This is a genomic window from Aeromonas sp. QDB34 (assembly GCF_027705405.1).
GTDB lineage: Bacteria > Pseudomonadota > Gammaproteobacteria > Enterobacterales > Aeromonadaceae > Aeromonas > Aeromonas hydrophila.
This window is the reverse complement of the sequence record NZ_JAPDBT010000012.1, coordinates 26,786-52,625: the sequence shown is the minus strand read 5'-3', so window position 1 is coordinate 52,625 and position 25,840 is coordinate 26,786. Positions and strand designations below refer to the sequence as shown.

The window sequence follows — 25,840 nt, the reverse complement described above, 5'->3', positions numbered from 1 at the left end:
CCACCCTTGTGCTGAACGGGGATCAGTGGTTGACGACTTTCTTGGCGTTCCACACCGTCATGGCGAGCAGCATGGAGACCACGGAGGCTCCGAGCCAGAAGTACTGGGCGCTGCTGAAGTCGTAGTGGGTGACGCCGTCGATCTCGCTGGTCTTGATCAGGGCGGCGGAGACCAGCTCCTGGATGGAGGCGGCGATGTAGGAGCAGAGGCCGATGAAGCCCTTCACGGCGCCCACTGCAGTCTTGGGCATCAGGTCGCAGGCGGTCAGACCGGCCAGGAAGACCACCAGCCCGCCGATGGCATAACCGATCAGGGCGAGGGCGACGGCATCCATCATGCGGCTCTGCGGGCCCCAGAACATCAGGCACATGCCGGCCACGTTGGCCAAGCCGTAGAGCAGGGTCGGGATGTGGCGGTTGGCGTTGAACAGCTTGTCGGAGATGATCCCGGCCAGAATGGCGCCGAGGAAACCGGCGATGGGATAGGCCGACATGGCGAAGCCGGCGTCGATCAGGCTGTAGCCCTTCTGCTCCTGCAGGTAGAGCACGGCCCAGGAGCTCATGGCGTAGCGGGACATGTACATGCAGGCGCAGGCGGCGGCGATGAGCCAGACGGCGGGCTGCTTGAGCACGAACAGCTGGGCGCGGCGGATTTCGGCCGGGTCCACCTTCTTGGCAATCTCGGGTGTTTCACCAAAGGCGACGGCCGGCTCCGGCAGGGCGTAGGTCTGCGGGCGATCTTTCAGCACCAGATACATGCACAGGGCGGCGATCAGGGAGGCGATGCCGGCGCCGATGAAACCGGCCTTCCAGCCGAAGTAGCTGACGATGGTGGCGGTCAGGATCCAGGAGATGCCTTCCCCTATGTTGCGTGAGCCGCCCCAGATGGAGTAGACCGAGCCCCGCTGCTTGGGGGAGAACCACTGGAAGATGGAGACGCAGGAGGGGGCGGACCCGACGGACTGGAACCAGCCGTTCAGGCCCCACATCAGCACCAGAAAGAAGGTGGCGGTGTTCATGCCCATCAGGATGGTGCAGATGGACGAGAGCCCCAGCGAGACCGACATGAAGCGGCCTATGTTGGCGTAGTCGGAGAGGAAACCGTTGGAGAACTTGCCGACGGCGTAGGTGAACAGGAAGGCGGAACCGATGACCCCCAGCTCTTCCAGGGTCACCACGCCGGAGTCCAGCATGGGCTTCTTGACCACGTTGAGGCTCATGCGCACGACATAGAACATGGCGTAACCGAGTACCAGACCCAGGAAGACCTGCCACTGGTACTTGCGGTAAATGGAGCGGATTTTATCGGGCGAGGCTTCCATGACCGGCAGGTCGGCTCGCGTCTTGAAAAAGTTGAACATGGGGTTCTCCGTTTATATTTGGCAGCTTGGTTTCAGAGGGAGCTCTGATAGCGGCTGCCATCATATGAAGGGAGAAATTCAGCCGGCAAAAAGCCGGATATGGGTCAACTCTGACTCAATCATGGGAAAACCATGAGTCAAAAATGACATATTTGAACTGTCCTATTGATATTCGATGAATAACAATAGCGGCATGCCGAGGCATAATGAGTCAGAACTGGCTCATCCTCGTGGAAATAAAAATAATGGCATGTGCCAAATATTAGATGTACTGCACATAATCCTGAATTAAAGCGCGAGTCGACCGATAGTCATGCACCTCTTTTTCCGCCGGCTGGCCCTGTTCATGGGCTGTGTTTTGTTGCCATTCAGCACCCTTCAGGCCGCCTCGCTGACGGTGCTTACTTCCTTTTCTGAGGCGCCGGTCAAGGCGGTGATCGAGGGCTTTGCCGAACAATATCCCGGGATCCGGATCGAGGTTATTTATCGGCGCACTATTCCCTCCCTGCGTTTATTAACGGAAGCCGGTGCACCGAAAGTCGATATTATCATGTCGTCATCGCCGACTTTTTTTAACACGCTGGACAAAGCCGGTTTGCTGGCTGCTTTGCCAAATGAAACTATGCCGCCCAAATGGCTCGCTCCTCATACTCTCGGGCTGGGCAATAAAGTGGCCGTGGTCGGTTATTCCAGCAGCGGCATCATGTATAACCGCCATTATCTGGCCAAATATCAGCTGCCGCTGCCCACCACCTGGCAGCAACTGGCGTCCCCGCTCTTCATGGGGCACGTGATGATGAGCTCGCCCTCCCAGTCCGGCACCACCCACATGATGGTAGAGAGCGTGCTGCAGCAATATGGCTGGCAGCAGGGTTGGGCCCTGCTGATGCGGCTGGGCGGCAACCTGTCGGCCATCACGGCGCGCAGCTTCGGGGTGAGCGACGGCATCAACCGGGGTCTGGCGGGGGCCGGCCTGGTGATCGACAGCTACGCCCTCAACAGTCAGGCCCGCTTCGATCACGTCGGCTTCAATATCATGCCCGACTCGGTGATCCTGCCGACCTACCTGGGGGTAGCGCGCCACAGCACCCAGCCGGCCAGCGCGGCTCTGTTCATCCAGTACCTGCTCTCCGAGCGCGGCCAAGCGATCATCGCGACCCCCGGCATGGCCAAGGCCACCTTGAGCCAACCCCGGCTGGCCCGGCAGACCCGCTATGTCACCGACAAGGCGCTGCTCTATCGGCGGGCCGGTCTGCTCAAGGCCCTGTTCGAGCAGACCATCACCCAGCAGTTGCCCAGACTGAAGATGACCTGGCAGGGAATCAACGGTCTGAATACCCATGGCGAGCCCTGGCGGGTCGCGCTGCTGGAGCAGGCCATCGCCAAGGCGAGCACGCCGCCGCTGAGCGAGCAGGAGGCGCAGGATCCGGCGTTGCTGGCGCTGTTTGACGGCCTCTATGACCGGGAGCAGGGCAATCCGCAGGCGGAGCGGGTGATGCATCAGTGGCGTCAGGCAACTGAGGTGAGCCTGCACGAGGCGCAGCGCCTGGTCGAAGAGGCAGCCAGACCATGAGTCGGCTGGGGCGCATGCTGGCCATGCCGCGCAGCCTGGGACGGCGGCTCATCCTCGCCTTCGTGACCATCACGGCCCTGACCGGTGCCATGGGCATGGCCGCCTATGTGATGTGGGATCGGTTGGGCCGGCAGATCCACCTCATCGTGGAAGAGAGCCTGCCCGCCATCGACGGCGCCTACCAGTTGGAGCGGGCCAGCTCCCGCCTGTTGTTGTTGTTGGCCCAGCTGCGCGATACCCGGGACCCGGTGCAGTACCAGCGCCTCTCCAACGCGGTGTCGACCACCCTGCGGGACATCCAGCGCGCCTACCTGCTGGGCACCCCAGGGGATCAGACACCTTCGCAGCGCCAGGCGTTCGAGGAGTTGAGCGCGCTGGTGGCGGATCACGGGCGCTATCTCAAGCAGCAGATCGATCACGCCGAAACCCTGCAGCAGTTGCAGAAGCGCAGCAACTGGCTGCACCAGGATCTGGTGGATGATGCCGCCCCTCTGCTGCAGGAGGTGGAGTGGCATCTGACCAGCATGGTGGCCAGCCCGGACGACATGAGCGAATTTGGCAACGTCATCAAGGAGTTCTCCGCCCTGCAGGATCTCACCTTCAAGGAGAATGAGCTGCAGTCGCTGGTGGGCGAGGTGATCGCCCAGCGCTATCAGCAGGATCTGGAGAGTGCCTTCCTGTTCATCGGCTACAAGATTGACGAGATAGACGCGCTGACCTCGCGGCTGGCGGAGTACCCCTCGACCGTGAGCTATCGTCAGATCCTGCAGGATATCATCACCCTGGTGAAGCCGGACGGCCCGCTGCACCGGCTGCTGCTGGCGGATGTGCTGACCCACCAGCAGCTGACGGCCCTGCGGCCCCGTCTGGACGACGCCGTATCGCGTTATCACCAGCGGGTCAGCCTGATGGTGAGTGACGCCAACCGCTCCCTCAGTGCGCTGGGGGAGGACAGCAGCCAGCTGGTGGCGACCGGCAAGCTGGTGATCCTGGTGGTGCTGGCACTCACCCTGTTGCTCAGCATCTTCGTGCTGGTGGTGTTGATCGGCCGTCGGCTGATCAAGCGGCTCGACCTGTTGGGACAGGAGCTGGACAGGGTGGCGGCAGGCCGGCTGGACGTGCCAGTCAGCACCTGCGGCCGGGACGAGATCGGCCGGCTGGGCGACAGCCTGCGCCACTTCAGCCTGCAGTTGCAGCAGATGGAGCGGGCCAATGCCCTCAACCTCATCAGCAACACCCAGGCCTGCCTCATCACCTGCCATCCAGATGGCACCATAGAGTCGGTCAACCCGAGTGCGCTCACCCTGTTCCGGCAGACCGGCGTCGAACCGGGCCAGCCGTTGTGGCAGGCCTTCCCGGCAGAGGCGAGGGCGGTGCTGGCCGATCAGTTCAGGGCGGGCCAGCCGCTGCACCGGTTCGGCCACAGTGAGTGTACCCTGGCCTGTGGGCTGGGTGAGACGCCCCGCTTTTTGCACCTCAACTTGCGTCGCTTCGAGCAGGGGCGCGGGTACAGGTTCATCATCACCATCACGGATGTCACCCGCCAGGAGCTGACGGCCAGGGAGCTCAGCCTGCGGGTGGCGGAGCGGACCCGCGAGCTGACCGAGAACAACCGGCTGCTGGCGGAGGAGGTGGTGCAGCGCCAGCAGGCGGAGCGCACCCTGCTGCAGACCCAGGATGAGCTGATCCAGGCGGCCAAGATGGCGGTGGTGGGGCAGGCGATGACCAGCCTGGCCCACGAGCTGAACCAGCCGCTGTCGGCGATGATGACCTACCTCTACACCAGCCGGACGGCGCTCGCCGCCGGTCAGCTGCAGGCGCTGGACCAGGATCTGGGCAAGCTCGACAAGCTGGGGCGGCGCATGAGTCGGATCATCAACGCCCTGCGCCACTTTGCCCGCAAGTCGCCGGCCGAGGAGGTGCGGGTCCGGCTCGCGCTGGGGTCGCTGGCTGAGCAGGCCATGCTGCTGCTGGAGACGCGGGCAAAGCGCGATGGTTGCATCCTCTGCAACGAATTGCCGGACGGACTCTGGCTCGAGACCGACCCCGTGCTGCTGGAGCAGGTGCTAGTGAACTTGCTGGTGAACGGTCTGGATGCGGTGGCCGGGCTGGCGCGGCGCGAGATCCGGCTGCAGTTGCTGGAACGAAGCGAGGCCCGGCTGCGGCTGGCGGTGGTCGACAGCGGCGCCGGCTTCAGCGAGGCCATTCTGCCGAGGTTGTTCACCCCCTTCACCACCTCCAAGGAGGTTGGACTGGGGTTGGGGCTGACCATCTGTCGCTCCCTGCTGGCCCGTTGTGGCGGCGAAATCATGTTGGGATCGGCGCTGACCGGCGGCGCCATGGTGATCATGGAATTTGCGTTGGCCGACCCTGCCGGGTCGGTCGCCCATCAGAACGAGGAGAACGCCATCGATGTTGTTGCCCGCTAACCGTCCTGCCAACGTGCTGCTGGTGGACGATGACGAGGACGTGCTGGAATCCTATTGCCACCTGCTGCGGCTCTCCGGCTACCACCCCAGGGCGACGACTTCGCCCCACGAGGCGCTGGCGCTGCTGGCGGATCAGTGGCCAGGGGTGCTGGTCTCTGACATCTACATGCCGGCCATGAACGGCATGGACCTGCTGGCCAGCGTGCAGGCGCTGGACGCCGAGATCCCGGTCATCATGATCACCGGTCACGGGGACATTCCGCTGGCGGTGCGGGCGGTCAAGCAGGGGGCGTTCGACTTTCTGGAGAAACCGCTCAATCCGCAAGATCTGTTGGGCCTGCTGGAGCGGGCCTGCCGACAGCGCAGCGCCGTGCTGGCGCGCCGCAGCGAGATCCAGGCGACGGTGGATGACGAGCTGATCGGCACCAGTCCACAGATAGTGACGCTTCGCAGCCAGCTCAACCAGCTGGCACAGACCGACAAGGACCTGCTGCTGGAAGGGCCTGCCGGCTCGGGGCGTCACACCCTGGCCCGGCTGCTGCACCGGATCAGCGCCCGTCGGGAGCAAGTCTTCCAGCTGCACGACTGCGTCTCGGCCCCCAGCCTGGCCGAGGTGCAAGCCAGCCTGGCACAGGCGGGGCAGGGGACCCTGGTGCTGCAATCCCCGGCCCGCCTGAGTGCCGACTGCCAGCGCTGGCTCGGCAACCACCTGCTGGATCAGGAGCGCAAGGGGAGCAAGTCGCTGCGTACCATAGGGTTGTTTGACGAGTCGCCGGAGGCGCTGGTGGAGCGCCAGCAACTGATGCCGGAGCTCTACTATTTCCTCTCCCAGGTGCGGCTCAAGCTGCCCCGGCTGGTGGAGCGCAGCTGTGACATCATCCCCCTGTTCCGGGCTTTTCTGCGGCAGGGTTGCAAGCGCATCGGCCGGTCGGTGCCGGCGGTGGACCGCGCCTATCTGGAGACGCTCAAGCGGCATCAGTGGCCCGGCAACCTGCGCGAGCTGCGCAACGTGGCCGAGCTCTATGCGGTGGGCATCGTCAAGCTGGCCGGCGCGGAGCAGGTCATCCCCCTGGCCAGCGGCAAGGAGCCGCTGGACGACCTGGTGGAGGAGTTCGAGCGGCGGGTGATCGAGGATACCCTGTTCCTCTTTTCCGGCCGGGTGACCGATGCCGCCCAGTACCTCGGCATTCCGCGCAAGAAGCTCTATCTGCGCATGAAGAAGCACCAGCTCGACAAGGATCGGTTCAAGCCGGCCACCTGAGCCCGGCCGCCGGTCGAGTCGTTCAGACGGTTATCAGCACAGGAGCACACCATGAGATGCCCGCACTGCATGAGTGAAGGGGTAGCACGGATCGAGGATGAACGGGTGAAGCGAGCCTGCGCCCTGGGCTTGGGGGCTGCGGGCGGCTATGCCTGTGCCGCTACGCTTGCCAGGGTGGGGGCCGCAACGGGCTCGGTGCTGGGCGGTGTCGGCACTGTTGTCGGTGCCCTGGCGGGAGCGTTGGGTGGTGCCGTGCTGGGTGGATTGATAGGGGGAGGGCTGGGCTGGTGGCTGGGGCGTACCCTGGATCGACGCCTGTCCCGCCAGTATTGCTGCGGGGTCTGCGGCCATCGCTTCAGCCGCTGAATGGGGTTGTGCGCCATGAGCCGCAGAGCTTCTCATGGCGCCTTGTCTCAGGCGACGTTGACGCCCTGCAGGGCGAACAACTGCTCCAGATAGACGGCGACGCCATCCTCGTCAGAGCTCAGGGTCTGTTCGTGGTTGGCCAGCGCCAGCTTGAGCCGGTCGTGGGCATTGCCCATCACCACGCCGCGGCCGACCATGCTCAGCATTTCGAAGTCATTCATGCCGTCGCCGAAGGCCACCGCCTGGGACATCTCCAGCCCGTGCTGCTCCAGCACGGCGCGCACGGCATTGCCCTTGTGGACCCCGGCGTGCATCACCTCGAGGCAGTCCGGCAGGGAGAAGGTGACGTTGAGCCGATCACCATAACGCTGGTTCAGCTCTGCCTCGATCTGCAGCAGCTTCTCGTGCTCGCCGATGTAAAACACCTTGTTGACCTTGTCCAGCGGGTGGCTGGCGAGATCGGTCAGGCGATAGCTGAAGCCGGACTCATGATGGAACTGCAGCAGCCAGGGCATCTCCTCTTCCACCAGCCACTCGTCGCCGTAGTAGAGGTTGATGTGGATAGAGGGGTCGCGCTCCAGCGCGATCAGCTCGGCCGCCACGCTGTCCGGCAGGGCCTGGTTGAAGATCAGCTGATCCTGCTTGTCGTGCACCACGGCGCCATTGGAGGTGATGAGATAGATGTCGAGCCCGAGCGTGTCGCGGATGCTGCGCACATCCACATGGTGACGGCCGGTGGCCACCACGAACTTGATCCCCTGATCCACCAGACGGTGCAGGGTATCGCGGGTGCGGGGGGAGATCTGGTGCTGCCCGTTGAGCAGGGTGCCATCGAGATCGGATACAACGACCTTATACATCATCACCTCGGGGTTACGAATGAAAGCGGGAGCAGTGTACAGCAACCGCTCCCGCGACCCCATTTATTTAGGGATACAAAAAATAACCAGCCGCTAGTAGCGTGCGAAGAAGGCCAGAGTCGCGTTGAGCGCGGCCTGGCGCTGGGGATCGGCCTCCATGAACAGCTCGTGCCAGGCCCCTTCTATGCGCAGCGGCTTGCCTCCCTCGCAGCGAGCGAGCGCACAGAAGGTATCCTGCGCGGCGTTGTCCACCACGCCGTCGTCGCCAGCCTGCAGCAGCAGCAGAGGCGTCTTGATGGCGCCAGCCTCGGCCACGGCGGCGTCCGCCCCTGTCAGCCCCTGATAGATCCAGTGGGCGGTGGCACCCCCCAACTTGATCTGCGGGCGCTGCTCATAGAGCTCGCGGAAGGCCTGATAGCGGGCTTCGCTGTGGCTCAGACCATTGTCGGCAAAGTCGTGGCTCTCGTACGGGCCCTGACCCGGGCCGTAGGGAGGCTCGCCCAGCCAGCCGCCGACCGTGCCGATGGTGGCTGCCAGCCCCTTGGCCAGCCACTTGGGCAGGCCGCCGAGATTGATGCCCATCATGGGGGAGGAGAGCACGGCCGCCTCGATATCATCGGGCCAGCGCTCCAGATAGCGGGCCGAGATGGCGCCGCCCATGGAGTGGGCCAGCAGGAACAGCTTGGCGGGTTGGTCCTGGGCGATGACCTCGTCATGAAACTGCTTGAGATCGAGTACATAATCGTCGAACTGGTCGACATATCCCTTCTCCTGGTCGGCCAGCAGCCGATCGGACAAGCCCTGGCCGCGGTGGTCGATGAGGTAGAGGGTGTAACCCTGACGCCACAGATCCCAGGCCAGCTCCTGATACTTGAGGTAGCTTTCGACCCGGCCGTTGACGATGAGGATGGCGCGATCGACCTTGGCCTGGCGCAGGGCGGCATAGCGGATGGTGACCCCGTCCTTGCCCTTGAAGGCGCTCTCGACGGCGTGCTGGCGCCAGAAGTCGGGCAGGGTCTGCTGATGAAGGGTGGCGACGTCGGCTTCCGGCGTCAGCTGATAGGGATTGTTCACGGCGAGGGCTCCGGCAGAAAACAGGGTCAGGGCCAGCAAGGGCAGGTGGTTAAGCTTCATCAGCGTACTCTTCCGAGGGGTCACCCGATTGCTGGGCGGCCCATCCTTTGCGCGTCAGCTGCATCTGCTGCCACCACTGCTCGTCTGCCAGGATTTCGCCGGCCGGGCCGAGCTGGGGGTAGGGCATCTCTTTCTCTTTGCAGAGCTGGGCATAGATGGGGTAGCCCCCCTCGAACAGTATGCTGTTCTGCTCCTCCTGGTCGAGCGGGCAGCCGCGCTGGTAGCAGCCGGCCAGTTCGCGCTGGCGTTGGGCCTCATAGAGGATGGCGGCGGCAGCCACCGAGACGTTGAGAGACTGCACCATGCCCACCATGGGGATGACGATATGGTGATCGGCCAGCGCCAGCGCCTCTTCGCCGATGCCGTGCTTCTCCTGGCCCACCAGGATGGCGGTGGGTTTGGTGTAGTCGATGGCGCGAAAGTCCACCGAGCTGTCGGAGAGGTGGGTCGCCAGGATCTGCATGCCGGAGGCTTTCAGCTCGGCCACCGCGCTGCCGATGTCCGGGTGCAGCTTCACGTCCACCCAGTTCTGGCTGCCGCGAGCGGTACCCTTGCGCTTGTGGATCCAGGTTTTGGGCCAGACCGCGTGCACCCGATGGATGCCGATGGCATCGGCGGTGCGTACGATGGCTGCCAGGTTGTGCGGCTTGTGGACCTCTTCCATGCAGACGGTCAGATCGAGCTGGCGCTGGGCCAGCATGTCGGTGATGCGCTTGAAGCGTTCAGGAGTCATATCGGTTTCTATGTCGTGAGGTGTGTGCACGCATCGCTTGCATGCACAGGATCAAATCGGGCTGGCGCCGGGCCAGCCTGTCGTAAATTCGTTTGATGCGTTCCGCTGTCATGCCGGCTCTGCCGAAGCGGGCTTGTCCACTCGCCAAGTTGAACGGGTGTGCCTGCGGCGGTGGGCCAAGCTTGTCTCTTGAAAAGCAGCAGGCGGCTTGCGCCGCCTGTGGTCAGTTTTTCTGTCGGCTCACCTTGAGCACGTTCGGCATCACCCGGATCTTGCGCATGATGTTGGCAAGGTGGATCCGGCTCTTGGTGGTGATGAGCAGGGTGACCAGATAGACCCGGCCATCCTTCTCCTCGGTGCTGATGGCGTGAATGTTGGCGCCGGTGGCGGCAATCACGTTGGCCAGCTCCGCCAGGGCGCCCTGGTGGTTGACGATCTCGATGCTGATGCCGGTGCGGAACTCCTGTTCCTGCTCCTTGTCCACTTCCCACTGTACCGGCAGGTACTTGTCCGGCTCCTTGCTGTAGCCCTTGATGTTGCGGCAGGCTTCCTGGTGGATCACCAGGCCCTTGCCCGGGCTGATGTGGGCAATGATGGCGTCCCCCGGGATCGGGCGGCAGCAGTTGGCGAAGGTGACCAGCATGCCGTCGGCACCCTTGATCGGCATCTTCTTGCTGCTGGACTTGGGCTGCTCTTCCGGTGGCAGCTCATCCCCCAGCATGCGGCGCGCCACCATCACGCTCATGGCGTTGCCAAGGCCCACGTCGGCCAGCAGGCCCTGCAGGTTCTCGTGCTTGGTGTCGGCCAGCACCTGCTTGATGCGCGGCTCCGGGATGTCTTCGATGTTCTTGGCGCCGAGCGCATGGTTGAGCAGGCGGCGACCCAGCACCACCGACTCTTCGGTGCGAAGGTTCTTGAGGAACTGGCGGATCTTGGAGCGGGCCTTGGTGGTCACCACAAAGTTGAGCCAGGCCGCGTTGGGGCGAGCCCCTGGCGCCGTGATGATCTCCACCGTCTGGCCCGAGTGCAGCGGGCTGCTCAGCGGATAGGGGTGGCGATCGACCCGCGAACCGACGCAGGCGTGGCCGATGTCGGTGTGCACCGTGTAGGCGAAGTCCACCGGGGTGGCCCCGGCGGGCAGCTCCATGATGCGCCCTTCCGGCGTGAACACGTAGATCTCGTCGGGGAAGAGGTCGGTCTTGACCCCCTCGATGAATTCAAAGGAGCTGCCGGCACTCTGCTGCAGCTCGAGCAGGCTCTGCATCCAGCGCTGGGCGCGGATCTGGGCGGTAGTACCCGAGCTGTCGCCATCCTGCTTGTAGGCCCAGTGGGCGGCGACGCCCTTGTCGGCCATCTGATCCATGAATTCGGTGCGGATCTGCACCTCCACCGGTACCCCGTGCGGCCCCACCAGGGAGGTGTGCAGCGACTGGTAGCCGTTGGTCTTGGGGATGGCGATGTAATCCTTGAAGCGGCCGGGGCGGGGCTTGTAGAGACTGTGCATCTGGCCCAGCACCCGGTAACAGGTATCTATGTCCTTCACCCTCACACGAAAGGCGTAGATATCCATTACCTCATGAAATTGCAGCTCTTTTTTCTCCATCTTGTTGTAGATGGAGAACAGGTTCTTCTCGCGGCCGCTGACCTGGGATTCGATGCCTGCCTCGCGCAGCCGGCCTTCAATCTCGCTCTGGATGGAGTCGATGATTTCACGGCGATTGCCGCGGGCGCGGCGCACCGATTCGCGCAACACGCGCGAGCGCATGGGGTAGAGCGCCTCGAAGCCCAGCTCTTCCAGCTCGTTCTTCATGGTGTGAATACCGAGGCGGTTGGCGATGGGGGCGAAGATCTCGAGGGTTTCCCGGGCGATGCGGCGGCGTTTGTCCGGTCGCAGGGAGCCCAGGGTGCGCATGTTGTGGGTTCGGTCGGCCAGCTTGATCAGGATGACCCGGATATCCTGGGTCATGGCCATCACCATCTTGCGGAAGTTCTCGGCCTGGGCCTCCTTGCGATCGCGAAACTTCAGCTTGTCGAGCTTGGAGACGCCCGCTACCAGTTCGGCGACGGCATCGCCAAACAGTTCGGCCAGATCGGCCTTGGTGACAGGGGTATCTTCGATGACGTCGTGCAGCACGGCGGCCATCAGGGTTTCATGATCGAGGCGCATGTCGCCAAGAATGCGGGCAACGGCAACCGGGTGGGTGATATAGGGCTCGCCGCTGGAACGCATCTGTCCCTGGTGAGCATCACGGGCCACCACATAGGCTTGCCTGAGCTTCTCCACCTGCTCGGGTGGCAGGTAGGAACTGGCTATTTCTTTAAGATTTTCAAATAAATACAAGACAGTCCCCGCAGCGGTGAAACGGCAATCCGTGGATATAGAGGGTATAGTCCTGAGTTTGCGAGGTTTTCGAGCGGTTGTAAATGGGGGAGAACAGTCGGCACCCGGGCGGGCGCCGACTATAAGAAATAACTGACTTAACCGCGGCCTTCGGCGATGGCAGCAACGGCAGCCAGCTCGGCGGCTTCCTGCTCTTGCTGCTCGTAACGGTCCTGGGTGTCCATCACCTGGTTGTTCACCAGACCCAGTTCGATCTCGCGCAGGGCGATCACGGTCGGCTTGTCGTTCTCTTCGTCAACCAGGGGATCTTTGCCTTGAACCGCGATTTGGCGGGCGCGGCGGGCGGCGACCAGCACCAGGTCAAAACGGTTACCTACCTGTTTTACAGCATCTTCTACAGTAACGCGTGCCATGCAGGACTCCAGTGTTTGGGCTTTCTCGGTTTAAAAAAGCGGTGTTTAAAAATGACGCAAAAGTTTACTTGTTTTTGGCCTATTCTGCCAGTAGCTGTTGCAGCAAGTTTTGTTGGGCCTGCTGCTGCTGGCGCAATTCCAGCCGTTGGCACTCGATGACGGCCCTCAGCTGGAACAGTGCCTGCTCAAAGTCTTCGTTGATGATGACATAGTCATACTCGTCATAGTGCACCATTTCGGCAATGGCTTTCTCCATCCGGCCCTTGATCACCTCGGCACTGTCCTGGCCGCGGCCGATCAGGCGGCGCTCCAGCTCTTCGCGGCTGGGCGGCAGGATGAAGATGGACTTGGTCGGCATCTGTTCACGGATCTGGCGGGCGCCCTGCCAGTCGATATCGAGGAACACATCGATCCCCTGCGCCAGGCAGGCTTCGATGGCCGCGCGGGAGGTACCGTAGTAGTTGCCGAACACCTCGGCCCACTCCAGAAAGTCGCCGCGCTCGATCAGCGCCTTGAACTCTTCCACCTTGACGAAGTGGTAGTGCACCCCGTGCTCTTCACCGGGACGGGTGGCGCGGGTGGTGTGGGAAACCGACAGCTGCATCTTGCCTGCGCTGTTGTGCTGGGTCAGCAAGGCGTTGAGCAGGCTGGATTTACCCGCTCCGCTCGGGGAGGAGATGATATAGAGAGTGCCTTGTTGCGCCATGTCTGTACCTTTAAGCGAGACCGTGTTTTGGTTGTAGCAGAGGCCGCCGTCTTGTGCCCGAAAGGGAGACAGCCAAATCCGAAACGCGGAAAATTCTTGAATTAAGAGGGATGTAAAGGCGGCGAATTTTAACAGAAGGTGGCGGATAAAAAAACGGCCGGAATCATATTCCAGCCGATCAAAGTATTCGTAGCTTGCTGCGGGAGCGTCACCCACATCAGCCGCCATTCTGCCTGCCACCGTGCGGGTGGGCCAGCAGATTATCCCTGCTTCACTGCTCGGAAATTCCGAGTTGCTGTCCGGCGGTCAGCTGGCGATCGGCGCAGAGGCGGTCGAAGGCGGTGATGACCCGCTCGCGGGTGATCTTGCTCATGGCGTCCGGATCCTTGAGGCGGGTGCGCCAGCCGAGCTCGGCCAGCGGTTTGCCGGTCTCCTGCTCGACCAGCTCCTGATAGACGCTGACCGCGTAGTCACGGCACAGATAGGGGCCGGTCCGGTCCGGGTTGTGGTGGGCATAGAGGCCGAGCACCGGTGTGCCGACAATGGTGGCCATGTGGGTGGGGCCGGTATCGGGGGCTAGCACCAGACTGGCCTCCTTGATCAGCGCCAGCAACTGCTTGAGGTTGGTCTGCCCCACCAGATCCACCGGCTTGCTGTGGCTCAGCCGTTGAATGTCGGCGGCCAGATCCCGCTCCAGTTTGGCCGGCCCGCCGCACAGATAGACCTGAAAGCCCCTGCCAGCGGCGTGATCCGCCAGCGCGGCATAGCCGGCGGCTGTCCAGTTCTTGAATGCCTTGCTGGCAGCGGCGCAGATGAGCAGGGTCGGCTTGCCGTCGATCTTCTCTTTCGCCCAGGCCTGGTGCTCGGCGCTGATGGGCAGTTGCCAGTCCGGGGTCAGATCCTGGATGCCGAGCTCTTTGGCAAAGGCGAGAAAGCCGTCCAGCACGTGGGGCGAGGTGGGGGATGGCACCTTGTGGTTGGTGAACAGCCATTGGCCGTCGCTGGCCCGCTCCCGATCAAACCCGAGCTTGACCTTGGCCTTGATGCCGAGGGTGGCGATGCTGGCCCGCATGGCCGCCTGCAGGTGCAGCAGGGCATCGAATTGGCGCCCCTTGAGGGTCTGCCAGAGCTCGCGATAGCCGCGCCAGCCCTTGCTCTTGTCGAAGGCGATGACTTCGACCCCGGGCAGATCGGCAAAAAGCGTCGCTTCAATTTTGCCGGTGATCCAGGTGATGCGGGTCGTCGGCCAGGCCCGCTGGATGACGCGCACCAGCGCCAGCGCGTGGCAGCAGTCGCCGATGGCGGAGAGCCGCAGGATGCAGATGGAGGAGGGCGGCGTTTGGAACAGCGGCATGATGTGGCGCAATGGTGGCAAAATGGATGGATGGCATTATGCAAACTCCCCCGTGGATTGTAAAATTGCGCACGACCGGCAGCCGGTGCCCCTGACAAAGCCCGTGTTGCTGTTGCCTGCCCTTGCCTTGTGTAGCCATGACTGACCGACCGGAAGCGCCAAAAATGCAAATTCAGACCGAACACAACCAGATCTGCTGGTACGCCGAAGGGGCGTTTCGCGACCCTTCTCCCGAGCTGTTTGATCCGGCCTGGTGGCAGACACATCGCCAGGTGGTAGGGTCTTCCATCGGTCGCGGAGTGACCTGGTTCGTTAAGGATGAATCCCGCCATCTGGTGCTGCGTCACTACTATCGCGGTGGCATGGTGGGCAAGGTGGTGCGGGATCGCTTCTGGTTCGAAGGGGTTGAATCGAGCCGTGCCATGGCCGAATACACGCTGCTGGCCAAGTTGAGCGCCCAGGGATTGCCGGTGCCGCGCCCGTTTGCCGCCCGGATGGCCAAGCAGGGCCCCTTCTATCGGGCCGACATCCTGATCGAGCGTATCCGTGGCGCCAAGGATCTGGTGGCCCTGCTCAAGCAGGGGCCGATCGCCGGCGAGGTGTGGCACAAGGTGGGCCAGACGGTGCGCCGGTTGCACGACGCCGGGGTCTATCACGCCGATCTCAACAGCCACAACCTGCTGCTCGACAAGGAGGGCAAGGTGTGGGTGATCGACTTCGACAAGGGCGCCATCCGCTCCCCCGGCAACTGGCAGCAGGCCAACCTGGAACGGTTGCTGCGCTCCTTCAACAAGGAGTCCCAGTTGCATACCAGTTTTCACTTCGTACCGGAGAACTGGCAGGCCCTGATGAACGGCTATCAAGGAAAAGCGAGCTGACCCTGTTGCTCGGCGCGAGAGCCAATGTTACTTATTGAGAAGGTCTTCAGATTCGGTGTCGAGGCGCTCGATGGACATGCTCAAGGCTCCCCTCAGGGAGGCAATTACCCGGTTTGATCTGGCGCTGATGGCGGATGCCATCGCCTTGCTGGAGGCAGGGCTCTGGAGCTGGAGCCCGCAGCAGGGTGTGCAGCGGGATCTCTCCTGTCTGCGGCTGCTGGGATTGAACGAAACCGGTCTGGACGATCTCGGCTGGCTGGAGCGGGTGCACCCCGACGACGTGGGGAGCCTGCAGGAGGCGTTGACAGCCTGCCAGAGCGGGCGGGTGGCCCAGATCCGGCTCGAATACCGCATCCTGCATCACGACGGTCACTATGTCCGGCTGGAAGAGCGGGCCCGGCGCGATGTTCACGGCCAGGTGCTGGGGGTGGTGCGCCTGCTCGACTCACAGGCACTGCTGGTGGAGGAGCGACACGGCACCGATCCCCTCACCGGGCTGGAGAGCCGCAGCCATTTCGAGCTGTTGCTCGATGAGCGACTGGCCAGCGAGAGCGGCAGCTTCAGCCTGCTGCAATTCAGCGTCGACCACAGGGCCAAGATCCAGCAGCTGTTCGGCGAGGTGGCCTGCGACGCCATGCTGGCCAAGCTGGCCCGCATCGTGCGTCACGAGCTGCGGCGGGAAGACCCCTTCGCCCGCTGGGACGAAGACGGTTTCATCCTGATGCTCTCCCAGACCGATCGGCTGAGCGGCCTCGAGATTGCCGAGCGGTTGCGGCTCGAGATCGCCGATGCCAGCCTGCTGCCGCAGCGACCGGTGACCGTCAGCATCGGCCTGGTGCAGAGCCAGGCCGGCGAGCAGATCGATCACCTGCTGGCCCGGCTGGCTACCTGCCACGGTCAGGCCAGACGGGAGCACAACACCGTCGTTGGCTGATTTTTAGTCAGCGCTCACTTACCCCATGACGCTGGCATACCCAGAGGGAGGCCAGCATCAGCAGGCCGCCCAGGGTGAGCCTGAGCAGGTCGGTATCCTTGCCCCACAGCAGCAGATTGACCAGCAGACCCGCCGGGATCAGGGCGTTGTTCATGATGGCAAGCACACCGCTGCTGACCTGGGTCGCCCCTTTGTTCCACAGGAAGTAACCAAGCCCGGAAGCGCCGATCCCCAGCCACAACAGAATGCCCCACTGCAGGGTACTGGTGGGGTATTGCGGCGTGCCCAGCAGCCACCAGGCGGGCAGGGCAACGACCAGGGCGCCCAGATAGAAGCAACCGAATACGGCGAGCTGGGGGGGCTGTTCCTTCTCCCGTGCCAGCAGCACCTTGTAGCCGACCTGGCCGATGGCGAAGCAAATGTTGGCACCTTGCACCACCAGGAAGCCCAGTACGTAGCTTTCGGTCAGCCCGTCGAAGCGGATGACGGCCGCCCCCAGCACCGCCAGCAAGGCTCCCCACAGATAGGTGGGCTTGAAGCGCCGCTCCAGCAGGTCATGGATCAGGGTGACGTAGATAGGGGTGAAGATGGTGAACACCAGCACTTCCGGCACCGTCAGCAGCAGGAAGGAGTGGTAATAGAACAGATACATGATGCCGAGCTGGGTAGCGCCGAGGGCCATCAGCTTGGCCACCAGGTCGGGTCGCAACCAGCGCCGTCTGAGAAAGGGCAGAAACACCAGGCTGGCGAGCACGATGCGGGTCAGTACCGAGAAGTAGGCATCCACCTGACCGGCGAGGTAGACCCCGATCAGGCTGAAGGAGAATGACCAGAGCAGGGTAACCCCTATCAAGTAGTTCATGTGGTTGATTTGTCGTCAGTTGTCAATTTTGAAGGGGGCTATGATGGCCGAGATGGAAGCCTTGATCCAGCGTTTATGGCGCCAGTTGCCACAGATCGGAGCATTTGCCTTTACCGCGAGCAACGGGGAAGGCTCCGCCACCGATTGGTGTGGCAGTGGTGAGGGGGAAGTGACGGTGACCGATCATCAGGGTGGCTGGCTGTTTGCCGAGCACGGCCGCTACACCACGCCCCATGGCCGGGTGCTGACCATGCACAACCGCTTCTGGTGGCAGCGTGGCGAGCGGGGGATCCGGCTCTCACATCTGCGCTACGAGCAGCCGGTGGTGCTGTTCGAGCTGCTGCCTCAGGCGGATGGTCGCTGGCTCACCGCCGAGCCCCACCTGTGCGGCCAGGATCACTACAGCGCCGAGCTGACGCCGACCGGGGACGGCTTTCTGCTCGGCTGGCAGATCACTGGCCCGCGCAAGAACGAGCGGCTGAGTTATCGCTATCGGGTGTGACGGGCGGCAGGCATAAAAAAACCGGCGCAGAGCGCCGGTAGAAGGGACAAATCGGAGGTTTTTTTGAAAAACGGTCCCAAAAACAGGAGAGATACACTCTCGTCACACATTCAGAGACGGATGTCAGGCACTCAGCGCATAGCTCAGCATGGCTTGCAGCTTGCTGTCGAAGAACCAGGGCAGCAGCACCATCAACAGTCCGAGCAGACCCATCAGCCGCTGGCGATACTGCCAACCGGCGATCACTACCAGGCCGCCGCAGAGCGTGGTCAGGATGCCTGACATAGGGCAGCCTCCCGCTGAACGCGGCGCTGCTGGGCCCACTGGTTGAGGGCGACCGAGCCCAGGATCAGGGCCAGTGCCACGCCGGTGGTGGACTGGATCTGCTCGCCGAGGAACAGGGCACCCAGCATGACGCCGAACAGCGGCACCAGGTAGTTGCTGAAGGAGGCGAAGGTCGGGCCCGCCTTCTGGATCAGCGCCATGTAGAGGAAGTAGACCAGACCGGTACAGAACACCCCGAGCACCGCGACGGCGCCGATGGCATGCTGGCTCGGCATGGTGAGTGCGCTCAGATCGGTGACGAACGGTGCGGCTAGCATCAGCTGGATGGCCGAAGAGATCAGGATGTTGCGTGCCACGACCACCGGGTGGTCCTTGGCGAAGCGCTTGATCATCAGCAGGCCGATGGCGAAGCAGCTGGCCCCGAATAGGATTGCCATGGCGCCGAGCAGGCCGGCATTCATTCCGCTGGCCAGTTTCGGCCAGAACAGCACCAGCACGCCGACGAAGCCGATGACCACGGAGACGAGACCGCCCTTGGTGATTTTTTCACCGGAAACCAACAAGGGTGCCATCAGGATGGTGACAAACGGGATACAACCCATTACCACGGCGGCGATGGCGCTATCCACATACTGTTGACCCCAGGCCACCATGATGAAGGGCAGGGTGGCATCGAGCAGGGCGATCAGCATATAGGTACGCCACGGGGTGTGTTCGCTCTTGAGCCGCATGAACAGGCAGAGCAGACCCAGGGTCAGGCTGCCACACAAGGCGCGACCCGCTGCCACCATGATGGGGGGCAATTCGGTCACGGCCTGATGCATGAAAATGAACTGGGAGCCCCACAACAGGCCAATCGCCAGCAACAACAGATAGCTACGCATTTTAATCTCCGATGTAATTCACCTGCGCATTCTATGCAATCTGCTACTATGCCAAAAATGAATTGTCGTCATTCAACCATGGCCAATATCGATGGAACTGCCTCTTTCCCGCCTCGACCTCAACCTGCTCACCGTGTTCGACATGTTGATGCAGGAGCGCAACGTCACCCGTGCCGCCGAGCGGCTGCACTTCTCCCAGTCCACCGTCAGTCATGCGCTGGGGCGGCTGCGAACGGCGCTGGATGACCCCCTGTTCGTGATGAGCCGGCGCGAGATGATGCCGACCGAGCGCGCCAAGGCGCTGGCCGGCCCGGTGCGCCAGGCGCTGGCCATGCTGGAGCAGGGGTTGCGGCAGGCCAAGGGGTTCGACCCCGCCAGTGCGCGGCGGATCTTTCGCATCGCCACTCCGGGTTCGGTGGAACATGGCCTGGTGCCAGCGCTGGTGGAGCGGCTGCACCGGCATGCCCCGCACTGCCGGCTGGAGGTGTGCGAGCTGGCGGACAGCGATTACGAGCGGGAGCTGGAGAAGGGGGAGCTGGATCTGGTGATCGGCTTCGCCGATGCCAACCACCTCTCGCCCCGGCTGTGGCGCGAACCCTGGTTCAACAACCCGCTGGTCTGTCTGTCGCCCGTTGGCAGCGAACTGCCTGACGTGCTGGGGCCGGACGAGCTGGTCAGCCGGCCCCACATCCACACCTCCAGCTGGGGCCACAGTCAGGCCATGGTGGATCTCTGGCTGGCCCGCTTCGGGGTGGAGCGTGAACTGGGTGTCCGATTACCGAGCTTTATGGCGGTGCCGCCGCTGATGGCGACCGGCCGCTATCTGGTGGTGGTGCCCGAGATGATCGGGCGCCACTTCTGCCGCTACTACCCGTTGCGGCTGCACCAGCTGGACCCTGACATCCCCATCGTCTATCTGATGGCGGGCCACCCGCTTACCGCCCATGATGAGGCGATCGGCTGGTTCAAGGGGCTGCTGCACCGGCTGGCGTTCGAGCGCTACGGCGCGGATGCGCTCGGCAGCCCGGCGCAGCGCGGGGCGGATCAGTTCAATCCGGCGAAGTAGTCGAGCCCCATCGCCCCCTTCACCTCGGCCAGTACCTCGTCGGTCAGGGCGCGCGCCTGCTCGGTGCCCTGCTGCAACAGGCGCAGCAGCTGGCGCTTGTCGGCGATGGCCGCTTCGCGCCGTTCCCGCATCGGGGCGAGCAGGGTCTGCAGGCAGTCGTTCAGCACCTGCTTGCAACGCATGTCCCCCAGTCCGCCGCGCTGGTAGTGGGCCTTCATCTCGGCCACCAGTGCCTTGTCGGGGTGGAAGGCATCCAGATAGGCGAACACCGTATTGCCCTCCACCTGACCCGGATCGCTTACCTTGAGGTGGTTGGGGTCGGTATACATGGCGAACACCGCCTGCTTGATCTCTTCGCTCGACATGCCGAGCTCTATGGTGTTGCCGAGGGACTTGGACATCTTGGCCTTGCCGTCGATGCCGGGCAGGCGGCCGGTGTCGCTCAGAATGGGCTGGCACTCGGTCAGCACCTCTTTGCCAACCAGGGTGTTGAAGCGGCGCACTATCTCGTTGGTCTGCTCCAGCATCGGCAGCTGATCCTCGCCCACCGGCACATGGGTGGCGCGAAAGGCGGTGATGTCGGCGGCCTGGCTGACCGGATAGATCAGGAAGCCGGCAGGCAGGCTGCGCTCGAACCCTTTCTGCTGGATCTCCGCCTTGACGGTTGGGTTGCGCTCCAGCCGGGCGACGCTGACCAGGTTGAGGTAATAGGTCGTCAGCTCGGCGAGGGCGGGCAGGGCGCTCTGCAGACAGAAGGTGGTCTTGGCCGGGTCGAGGCCGGCGGCCAGGTAGTCGGCCATCACCTCCAGCACGTGGTCGGTCACCTTGGCCGGGTTGTGGCCGTTGTCGGTCAGCGCCTGCAGGTCGGCGATCATCACGAACTGGCGGTAATGGTGCTGGGCGGCCACGCGCTGGCGCAGCGAGCCGACGTAGTGGCCGATGTGCAGTTTGCCGGTGGGACGGTCGCCGGTCAGGATAACGGGGTTGTGCATGTCACTCTCTCCAGTTGGGTGGGCCGGGAGGCGACAAAGGGATGAAAACAATGACCGCCTCTCGGCGGTCACGGTGTTTTCTTTGGAAAATTTTACATAGAAAAGCAGTGCCGCCTGTTCAAGAGCAGCACCACCAGTAGTTGTGATTGAATGAGGTCATATTCATGGCAAATGAAACTACGCCTGTTTGATCACTTCTGCAAGGGGACGACCAGCAGATCGCAGGGCACGGTATTCATCAGCTGGCGCGCGCTCGACGTGAGCAGGCTCCAGAAGCTCTGGCGATGGCCGCACACCAGCAGATCGATCTGATAATCCCTGACCGCCTGGTTGACCCGCTCGCTCAAATCACCGCAGATCACCAGCTTCTTCTCGATGGGGTAGTCCACCGAGGCCAGGAAGGCTTCCAGCTTCTCTTTCGCTTCGGCGATCACCTGATCCTGCACGTTGTCGATGTCGATATCGATCATCTCGGTGTAGAGATCCTTGAGGTCCACATCGACATGGATCACCGACAGCTTGGCGCCGTTGGAGCGGGCCCGGTCGACCGCCTTCTCGATCACCTTGCGGTTGTCTTCCGACAGGTCGATCGCGGCCAGTATGTGTTTGTAATAGGTTCCATTCATGGGAGTTCTCCTCACTGATCCTGAGTCCACTATACCAATGTCTGCTGAAACTAAAATGGTGTCCCCGGCACAGTTTTGGGATTTAAACGAGTTTCCTATGGAGCTTTTCGTCGACGATAGCCAATAAACTGGCTATAAATCGAACAGGAGTTTGAAGCAGGTCACATCCGCCGGCTTGCCCGCAGCCGATGACAGGCATAGCATGTGCCCGTGCTTCGCAATGAACACAAAACAACAAAAAGCATCTGAATACCGCTTTGGGGAGCCTCGCGCTCCCTTTTGTTTTTCTGCCGCCTTCTCGCCGATATTCCGCCCGACATCAAGGTAATCCCGTCTCGCTTGGTTATGCTGTAGCCAGTTCCATTGGCAGACCGTCGCTGGCCATTGAACACCGGCTCCCGCTTGGATACGGGCCGGTCTGCGACTGTCATTTCGCGTATCGTATTGATTCCTTGGAGACTCCTTGATGATCATTCACCCACAGATCCAGGGCTGCGTCGCCCGCAACTGTCACCCCATCGGCTGCCGTGCCGCCGTGTTGCAGCAGATCGAGCGGATCCGGGCGGCGGGCCCGTTCAACGGGCCGAAACGGGTGTTGGTGCTGGGCGCCTCGTCCGGCTTCGGGCTGGCATCGCGCATCGCCCTGACCTTCGGAGCCGGGGCCGACACCGTCGGCGTGTCGTTCGAGCGGGGCCCCTCCGACAAGGGGCCGGGCAGCGCCGGCTGGTACAACAACATCTGGTTTCGCAAGGAGGCGGAGCAGGCCGGCCGCATCGCCATCAATCTGATCGGGGATGCCTTCTCCACCGGAATGCGCCAGCAGGCCATCAACACCATCCGCCAGCAGCTGGGGCAGGTGGATCTGGTGATCTACTCGCTGGCGAGCGGCATCCGGGTGTTGCCTGACGGCACGCAGGTGCGCTCCGTGCTCAAGACCACCGGTCAGCCATTCAGCGGCTGGGGGCTGGATCTGGAACAGGACACCCTGGTGCAGCAGTCGCTGGATCCGGCCACCCCGGAGGAGATCCGCGACACCGTCAGCGTGATGGGCGGCGAGGATTGGCAGCTCTGGTTGCAGGCGCTGCAGCAGGCGGATTGCCTCGCACCCGGCGCCCAGACCGTGGCCTACTCCTATATCGGCCCCGAATCCACCTACCCCCTCTATCGGGACGGCACCATCGGTTATGCCAAGGAGCATCTGCACGCCACCGCCGAGACCATCAACCTGCAGCTGGCGGAGCTTGGCGGCCATGCCTGGGTGTCGGTCTGCAAGGCGCTGGTGACCAAGGCGAGCGCCTATATTCCGGTGCTGCCGGTCTATCTGGGCCTGCTGATGGGGGTGATGAAGGAGCGCGGCGTGCACGAAGGCTGCATCGAGCAGATGCAGCGGCTGTTTGCCACCAAGATGTACGGCCCGCAAGGGGTGGTGGCCGACGGCAACCGGCTGATCCGGATGGATGACCACGAACTGGACCCGGCCATTCAGGCCGCCGTCTCGGCGCTCTGGTCCAAGGTAACGCCGGACAACTTCCACGCACTGGGGGATTTTGCCGGGCTGCGCCAGGACTTCATGCAGCTCAACGGCTTCGAGCTGCCGGGCGTCGACTACGGCGCGCCGGTGGATCTGGCCTCGCTGAGCGAATTGCTGCCCTGAGCCAGGAGGGGGGCTGAGGGTCAGGCCACGCTGCTGGCCAGGGCCTCCGGCTGCTCCGGGTTGCTCGGCTCTGCGGCCAGGATGGTCTGGTTGCGGCCCTGGCGCTTGGCCTGATACATGGCCATGTCGGCCCGGTGGATGAGCTGGCCCAGCCCGTCGTCGGCAGCCGAGCGGCCGGCTACCCCGATGCTGATGGTCATGCGGGGTTTGTCGATCTGGCCGATGCGCTGGCGCAGCTGCTCTGCCAGATACCAGCAATCCGCCGCCGGTAGCGGCACCGCCACCAGAAACTCCTCGCCGCCCCAGCGCCCGACCAGTTGCAGGTCGGGTGCCCAGGATCTCAGCTCCCGCGCCAGCCGCTGAATGGCCCTGTCTCCCGCCTGATGGCCGTGGCGGTCGTTGATCTGCTTGAAGTGATCGATGTCGATGATCAGCAGGGTGAGCGGGCCCTCTTGCTGCCACTGGGTGGCCAGCCGTTCCAGCAGCGCGCGGCGATTGGGCAGCTCGGTCAGTTGATCGAAGGTGGCCAGCTTGTAGAGGTGGCGCGAGCTGCGGTGCAGCCGGTGGGTGGTGACGCCCAGCAGCAGCAGGGCACTGGCCAGCAGGCCGACCAGCGCCAGCTGGTAGTGGCGGGCACTCTGCTGATGCAGCAGCTGCTGGCGTTTGTTCTCGTTCTCCTGCTGCAGCACCCGGTTGCTGGCCTCGCTGCGGGCCAGATCCATCTCGGCCTGGAAGGCGGCGGCATGCTGGCTCAGGGTCTGGTTGAAGTGCTGCTTGTAGTCGTTCACGTATTCATTGAGCGCCTGGTAGGCCTCGGGATAGCGCCCCTGATCTGCCAGCAGACTGGCCTGTAAGGCCTTGCTGCCAGCACCGGCAGGCCCCTGGCTGGTCAGCAGTTGCAGCGCCAGCTGCTTCTCGCCGCTGCCCTGCAGTGCCCTGGCCCGGGTCTCCAGCAGGCGCACCCCGGCTTCCGGGTAGCCCAGTTGCTGATAGATCGCCTGCGCCTCGTCCAGGGCGCGCAGGGCGCCGGTCCAGTCGCGCTCGGCATTGAGCGCCATGGCCTGATAGCCGAGGATGATGGCGCGGTAATCCGGCGCCAGCGCCGGGTTGGCCAGCAGATTGTCCAGCAGCCGTCTGGCCTGGGCGGGGCGATCGGTATCGATATAGAGCCGCGCCATGTTGGCCCGGATGATGGTCTGGCTGTTGGGTTCGTCCAGCTGCACCATGCGCTGTAGCGCCTCCAGGTAATAGCTTTCGGCCTCCCGCGCCAGATTGAGGTCGGCATAGAGGTTGCCGAGGGTCATCAGCAGGCGGGCGCACTGCAGGCTGGCGAGGGTGGAGTCAGGTATCGTCTGCTTGAGGCGAAAGGCGGTCTTGAGCTCGGCGATCGCCGCACTGAGCTGCTGGGTGCGATAGAGCGCGAGCCCGTTCAGGGCGTGCCACTCCGAGGTCTGCTGCGGATGACCGGCGACGGCGGGTTTGAGCTGCTCCAGCAGGGTGAGCGCCTGATCCGGCGCTTCGGTATCCAGGGTGAGGGCGATCTGCTGCAAGCGGAAGTCGAGCAGACGCAGGGTCTCCTGCTGGGCACTGGCCAGCCCGCGGGCACGGGCGTTGTCGAGCAGGGCTTGCGGATAGCGCCCCAGCGCGGCCTGGGCCAGGGCTCTGGCGTAAAACTGCTCCATGTCCTGCTGCGGGTTGGCGTCGAGGCGTTGCAGATAGCCGACGGGATCGCGCGCCGCCTGCAGTTCAGCCTCTTTCAGCAAGGAGGGAGTGGCCTGCAGCTGGGTCATCCAGAGCAGCGCCAGTGCCATTATGAATCTCATTGAATCCTTTCCCCGACCACTGGCGCCATCATAATGGCTGAATCCACCTACACCATGTTTCTTTGCTTCTCTATAACCGTATGGGGGATAGGATGAGGCGAAAAGCTGTCACAACTGAGAGCTCGGGCAGTGGTATCTGGTTGCTTCATAACGAAACTGTGGCGACAATCGTGACCAAATCACAGTGGAGAATCATCATGTTGGCCAAAGCCATGATCGAGAAGTTGAACGAGCAGATTAATCTTGAATTCTATTCCTCCAACCTCTACCTGCAGATGAGCGCCTGGTGCGAGGACAAGGGCTTCGAGGGGGCGGCCAACTTCCTGCGCCAGCACGCCGTCGAGGAGCGTCAGCACATGGAGCGTCTGTTCACCTACGTGAGCGAGACCGGTGCCATGCCGCTGCTGGGTGCCATCGATGCCCCTCCCCACGAGTTCAAGTCGCTGGGCGACATCTTCCGCACCACCCTCGAGCACGAATATCACATCACCAAGTGCATCAACGGCCTGGCCCACGTGGCGTTCACTACCCAGGACTACTCCACCTTCAACTTCCTGCAGTGGTACGTGGCCGAGCAGCATGAAGAGGAGAAGCTGTTCAAGAGCATCGTCGACCGTCTGTCGCTGGTGGGTGAAGACGGCAAGGGCCTCTACTTCATCGACAAGGAGCTGGCCGAGCTGGCCAAGGGCGCTCCTGCCAGCATCATGGATGGCAACGCCTGATAGTCGTGGACACTTAGTGTTCAGCCAGTACAATGACGGCCCCTCTCAACAGGGGCCGTTTTTCTTTGGATGAGTGAGTGAT

Annotated in this window: 24 protein-coding genes; 10 read left to right on the top strand and 14 right to left on the bottom strand. The window is 63.0% G+C overall.

All coding sequences use genetic code 11. The features are described from left to right. Positions 1-22: 22 nt before the first annotated feature. The gene (locus OKC29_RS15900) at positions 23-1,360 is read right to left on the bottom strand and encodes an MFS transporter (protein WP_011704070.1); all 1,338 of its coding nucleotides are present in this window, start codon (positions 1,358-1,360) and stop codon (positions 23-25) included. A 313-nt stretch (positions 1,361-1,673) separates the two neighbouring features. Between OKC29_RS15900 and OKC29_RS15895 the strand changes: the two genes are divergently transcribed. From OKC29_RS15895 to OKC29_RS15880, 4 genes are read left to right on the top strand one after another with little or no spacing between them, the layout of a single operon-like run. Then, positions 1,674-2,933: an ABC transporter substrate-binding protein gene (locus OKC29_RS15895; RefSeq protein ID WP_162275806.1), complete on the top strand. Its 1,260-nt coding sequence runs from the start codon at positions 1,674-1,676 to the stop codon at positions 2,931-2,933. Continuing rightward, positions 2,930-5,362 carry an ATP-binding protein gene (locus OKC29_RS15890; RefSeq protein ID WP_073352250.1) on the top strand — a complete coding sequence of 811 codons (2,433 nt, stop codon included), beginning with the start codon at positions 2,930-2,932 and terminating at the stop codon, positions 5,360-5,362. Before OKC29_RS15895 ends, OKC29_RS15890 begins: the two co-directional genes overlap by 4 nt. Further along, a complete protein-coding gene (locus tag OKC29_RS15885) occupies positions 5,346-6,623 on the top strand; it encodes a sigma-54-dependent transcriptional regulator (protein ID WP_073352248.1) in 1,278 nt (425 codons plus the stop codon). The genes OKC29_RS15890 and OKC29_RS15885 overlap by 17 nt, the downstream gene beginning before the upstream one ends. A gap of 51 nt (positions 6,624-6,674) precedes the next feature. Beyond that, complete coding sequence (locus OKC29_RS15880; RefSeq protein ID WP_073352246.1) at positions 6,675-6,989, top strand: hypothetical protein; 315 nt, start codon at positions 6,675-6,677, stop codon at positions 6,987-6,989. A 47-nt stretch (positions 6,990-7,036) separates the two neighbouring features. Here OKC29_RS15880 and OKC29_RS15875 read toward each other — a convergent pair whose 3' ends face one another. The 7 genes from OKC29_RS15875 to OKC29_RS15845 all read right to left on the bottom strand — a co-directional run bounded on the left by OKC29_RS15875 (position 7,037) and on the right by OKC29_RS15845 (position 14,530). After that, positions 7,037-7,849: a Cof-type HAD-IIB family hydrolase gene (locus tag OKC29_RS15875; RefSeq protein WP_029305093.1), complete on the bottom strand. Its 813-nt coding sequence runs from the start codon at positions 7,847-7,849 to the stop codon at positions 7,037-7,039. Between the two features lie 93 nt (positions 7,850-7,942). Beyond that, positions 7,943-8,983 carry an alpha/beta fold hydrolase gene (locus OKC29_RS15870; protein ID WP_073352244.1) on the bottom strand — a complete coding sequence of 347 codons (1,041 nt, stop codon included), beginning with the start codon at positions 8,981-8,983 and terminating at the stop codon, positions 7,943-7,945. After that, the gene (gene trmH / locus OKC29_RS15865) at positions 8,973-9,716 is read right to left on the bottom strand and encodes a tRNA (guanosine(18)-2'-O)-methyltransferase TrmH (RefSeq protein ID WP_162275805.1); all 744 of its coding nucleotides are present in this window, start codon (positions 9,714-9,716) and stop codon (positions 8,973-8,975) included. Before trmH ends, OKC29_RS15870 begins: the two co-directional genes overlap by 11 nt. 223 nt (positions 9,717-9,939) lie before the next feature. Beyond that, positions 9,940-12,057 carry a bifunctional GTP diphosphokinase/guanosine-3',5'-bis pyrophosphate 3'-pyrophosphohydrolase gene (gene spoT / locus OKC29_RS15860; RefSeq protein WP_011704079.1) on the bottom strand — a complete coding sequence of 706 codons (2,118 nt, stop codon included), beginning with the start codon at positions 12,055-12,057 and terminating at the stop codon, positions 9,940-9,942. 137 nt (positions 12,058-12,194) lie between these two features. Then, the gene (rpoZ, locus tag OKC29_RS15855) at positions 12,195-12,470 is read right to left on the bottom strand and encodes a DNA-directed RNA polymerase subunit omega (RefSeq protein ID WP_005307060.1); all 276 of its coding nucleotides are present in this window, start codon (positions 12,468-12,470) and stop codon (positions 12,195-12,197) included. Positions 12,471-12,549: 79 nt separating this feature from the next. Next, a complete protein-coding gene (gene gmk, locus OKC29_RS15850; protein WP_016348898.1) occupies positions 12,550-13,176 on the bottom strand; it encodes a guanylate kinase in 627 nt (208 codons plus the stop codon). 271 nt (positions 13,177-13,447) lie between these two features. Next, on the bottom strand, positions 13,448-14,530 hold the full coding sequence (locus OKC29_RS15845; RefSeq protein WP_073352637.1) for a glycosyltransferase family 9 protein: 1,083 nt from the start codon (positions 14,528-14,530) through the stop codon (positions 13,448-13,450). Between the two features lie 164 nt (positions 14,531-14,694). Here OKC29_RS15845 and OKC29_RS15840 point away from each other — a divergent pair, with 164 nt between their 5' ends. Both OKC29_RS15840 and OKC29_RS15835 read left to right on the top strand, forming a co-directional pair. Beyond that, entirely contained in the window at positions 14,695-15,408 is a 714-nt protein-coding gene (locus tag OKC29_RS15840; RefSeq protein WP_011704082.1) for a 3-deoxy-D-manno-octulosonic acid kinase, read from the top strand. Between the two features lie 70 nt (positions 15,409-15,478). Then, on the top strand, positions 15,479-16,342 hold the full coding sequence (locus OKC29_RS15835) for a GGDEF domain-containing protein (protein ID WP_162275804.1): 864 nt from the start codon (positions 15,479-15,481) through the stop codon (positions 16,340-16,342). 7 nt (positions 16,343-16,349) lie between these two features. Here the strand turns inward: OKC29_RS15835 and OKC29_RS15830 are convergent, their stop codons facing one another. Then, on the bottom strand, positions 16,350-17,204 hold the full coding sequence (locus OKC29_RS15830; RefSeq protein ID WP_073352238.1) for a carboxylate/amino acid/amine transporter: 855 nt from the start codon (positions 17,202-17,204) through the stop codon (positions 16,350-16,352). Positions 17,205-17,247: 43 nt separating this feature from the next. Here OKC29_RS15830 and OKC29_RS15825 point away from each other — a divergent pair, with 43 nt between their 5' ends. Continuing rightward, on the top strand, positions 17,248-17,706 hold the full coding sequence (locus OKC29_RS15825) for a DUF6314 family protein (RefSeq protein ID WP_073352236.1): 459 nt from the start codon (positions 17,248-17,250) through the stop codon (positions 17,704-17,706). 123 nt (positions 17,707-17,829) lie between these two features. On the opposite strand, the gene OKC29_RS15820 is transcribed toward OKC29_RS15825, so the two are convergent. Both OKC29_RS15820 and OKC29_RS15815 read right to left on the bottom strand, forming a co-directional pair. Next, on the bottom strand, positions 17,830-17,991 hold the full coding sequence (locus OKC29_RS15820) for a hypothetical protein (protein WP_016348904.1): 162 nt from the start codon (positions 17,989-17,991) through the stop codon (positions 17,830-17,832). Continuing rightward, positions 17,976-18,875, bottom strand: coding sequence for a DMT family transporter (locus OKC29_RS15815; protein WP_073352234.1), 900 nt, complete (start codon positions 18,873-18,875; stop codon positions 17,976-17,978). The genes OKC29_RS15820 and OKC29_RS15815 overlap by 16 nt, the downstream gene beginning before the upstream one ends. A gap of 91 nt (positions 18,876-18,966) precedes the next feature. On the opposite strand from OKC29_RS15815, the gene OKC29_RS15810 reads away from it, so the two are divergent. Continuing rightward, a complete protein-coding gene (locus OKC29_RS15810) occupies positions 18,967-19,941 on the top strand; it encodes a LysR family transcriptional regulator (RefSeq protein WP_073352232.1) in 975 nt (324 codons plus the stop codon). Here the strand turns inward: OKC29_RS15810 and trpS are convergent. Together trpS and OKC29_RS15800 are read right to left on the bottom strand one after the other, a co-directional pair. Then, a complete protein-coding gene (gene trpS / locus OKC29_RS15805) occupies positions 19,920-20,933 on the bottom strand; it encodes a tryptophan--tRNA ligase (protein WP_017410516.1) in 1,014 nt (337 codons plus the stop codon). The two genes, OKC29_RS15810 and trpS, sit on opposite strands and share 22 nt — an antisense overlap. A gap of 191 nt (positions 20,934-21,124) precedes the next feature. Further along, positions 21,125-21,559: a universal stress protein gene (locus tag OKC29_RS15800; RefSeq protein WP_010635648.1), complete on the bottom strand. Its 435-nt coding sequence runs from the start codon at positions 21,557-21,559 to the stop codon at positions 21,125-21,127. A gap of 466 nt (positions 21,560-22,025) precedes the next feature. Here OKC29_RS15800 and fabV point away from each other — a divergent pair, with 466 nt between their 5' ends. Next, positions 22,026-23,213 (top strand): enoyl-ACP reductase FabV, encoded by a 1,188-nt coding sequence (gene fabV, locus OKC29_RS15795; protein ID WP_073352231.1) that lies wholly within the window; start codon positions 22,026-22,028, stop codon positions 23,211-23,213. A 20-nt stretch (positions 23,214-23,233) separates the two neighbouring features. Here the strand turns inward: fabV and OKC29_RS15790 are convergent, their stop codons facing one another. After that, positions 23,234-25,024 (bottom strand): GGDEF domain-containing protein, encoded by a 1,791-nt coding sequence (locus OKC29_RS15790; protein ID WP_073352229.1) that lies wholly within the window; start codon positions 25,022-25,024, stop codon positions 23,234-23,236. Positions 25,025-25,233: 209 nt separating this feature from the next. On the opposite strand from OKC29_RS15790, the gene ftnA reads away from it, so the two are divergent. Continuing rightward, positions 25,234-25,758 (top strand): non-heme ferritin, encoded by a 525-nt coding sequence (ftnA, locus tag OKC29_RS15785; protein ID WP_016348910.1) that lies wholly within the window; start codon positions 25,234-25,236, stop codon positions 25,756-25,758. Positions 25,759-25,840: the final 82 nt, after the last annotated feature.

What these genes read in the sequence shown, in the direction of transcription:
- OKC29_RS15900 (WP_011704070.1), bottom strand. Translation starts at nt 1,360, where the DNA reads ATGTTCAACTTTTTCAAGACGCGAGCCGACCTGCCGGTCATGGAAGCC.
- OKC29_RS15895 (WP_162275806.1), top strand. Translation starts at nt 1,674, where the DNA reads ATGCACCTCTTTTTCCGCCGGCTGGCCCTGTTCATGGGCTGTGTTTTG.
- OKC29_RS15890 (WP_073352250.1), top strand. Translation starts at nt 2,930, where the DNA reads ATGAGTCGGCTGGGGCGCATGCTGGCCATGCCGCGCAGCCTGGGACGG.
- OKC29_RS15885 (WP_073352248.1), top strand. Translation starts at nt 5,346, where the DNA reads ATGTTGTTGCCCGCTAACCGTCCTGCCAACGTGCTGCTGGTGGACGAT.
- OKC29_RS15880 (WP_073352246.1), top strand. Translation starts at nt 6,675, where the DNA reads ATGAGATGCCCGCACTGCATGAGTGAAGGGGTAGCACGGATCGAGGAT.
- OKC29_RS15875 (WP_029305093.1), bottom strand. Translation starts at nt 7,849, where the DNA reads ATGTATAAGGTCGTTGTATCCGATCTCGATGGCACCCTGCTCAACGGG.
- OKC29_RS15870 (WP_073352244.1), bottom strand. Translation starts at nt 8,983, where the DNA reads ATGAAGCTTAACCACCTGCCCTTGCTGGCCCTGACCCTGTTTTCTGCC.
- trmH (WP_162275805.1), bottom strand. Translation starts at nt 9,716, where the DNA reads ATGACTCCTGAACGCTTCAAGCGCATCACCGACATGCTGGCCCAGCGC.
- rpoZ (WP_005307060.1), bottom strand. Translation starts at nt 12,470, where the DNA reads ATGGCACGCGTTACTGTAGAAGATGCTGTAAAACAGGTAGGTAACCGT.
- gmk (WP_016348898.1), bottom strand. Translation starts at nt 13,176, where the DNA reads ATGGCGCAACAAGGCACTCTCTATATCATCTCCTCCCCGAGCGGAGCG.
- OKC29_RS15845 (WP_073352637.1), bottom strand. Translation starts at nt 14,530, where the DNA reads ATGCCGCTGTTCCAAACGCCGCCCTCCTCCATCTGCATCCTGCGGCTC.
- OKC29_RS15840 (WP_011704082.1), top strand. Translation starts at nt 14,695, where the DNA reads ATGCAAATTCAGACCGAACACAACCAGATCTGCTGGTACGCCGAAGGG.
- OKC29_RS15835 (WP_162275804.1), top strand. Translation starts at nt 15,479, where the DNA reads ATGGACATGCTCAAGGCTCCCCTCAGGGAGGCAATTACCCGGTTTGAT.
- OKC29_RS15830 (WP_073352238.1), bottom strand. Translation starts at nt 17,204, where the DNA reads ATGAACTACTTGATAGGGGTTACCCTGCTCTGGTCATTCTCCTTCAGC.
- OKC29_RS15825 (WP_073352236.1), top strand. Translation starts at nt 17,248, where the DNA reads ATGGCCGAGATGGAAGCCTTGATCCAGCGTTTATGGCGCCAGTTGCCA.
- OKC29_RS15820 (WP_016348904.1), bottom strand. Translation starts at nt 17,991, where the DNA reads ATGTCAGGCATCCTGACCACGCTCTGCGGCGGCCTGGTAGTGATCGCC.
- OKC29_RS15815 (WP_073352234.1), bottom strand. Translation starts at nt 18,875, where the DNA reads ATGCGTAGCTATCTGTTGTTGCTGGCGATTGGCCTGTTGTGGGGCTCC.
- OKC29_RS15810 (WP_073352232.1), top strand. Translation starts at nt 18,967, where the DNA reads ATGGAACTGCCTCTTTCCCGCCTCGACCTCAACCTGCTCACCGTGTTC.
- trpS (WP_017410516.1), bottom strand. Translation starts at nt 20,933, where the DNA reads ATGCACAACCCCGTTATCCTGACCGGCGACCGTCCCACCGGCAAACTG.
- OKC29_RS15800 (WP_010635648.1), bottom strand. Translation starts at nt 21,559, where the DNA reads ATGAATGGAACCTATTACAAACACATACTGGCCGCGATCGACCTGTCG.
- fabV (WP_073352231.1), top strand. Translation starts at nt 22,026, where the DNA reads ATGATCATTCACCCACAGATCCAGGGCTGCGTCGCCCGCAACTGTCAC.
- OKC29_RS15790 (WP_073352229.1), bottom strand. Translation starts at nt 25,024, where the DNA reads ATGGCACTGGCGCTGCTCTGGATGACCCAGCTGCAGGCCACTCCCTCC.
- ftnA (WP_016348910.1), top strand. Translation starts at nt 25,234, where the DNA reads ATGTTGGCCAAAGCCATGATCGAGAAGTTGAACGAGCAGATTAATCTT.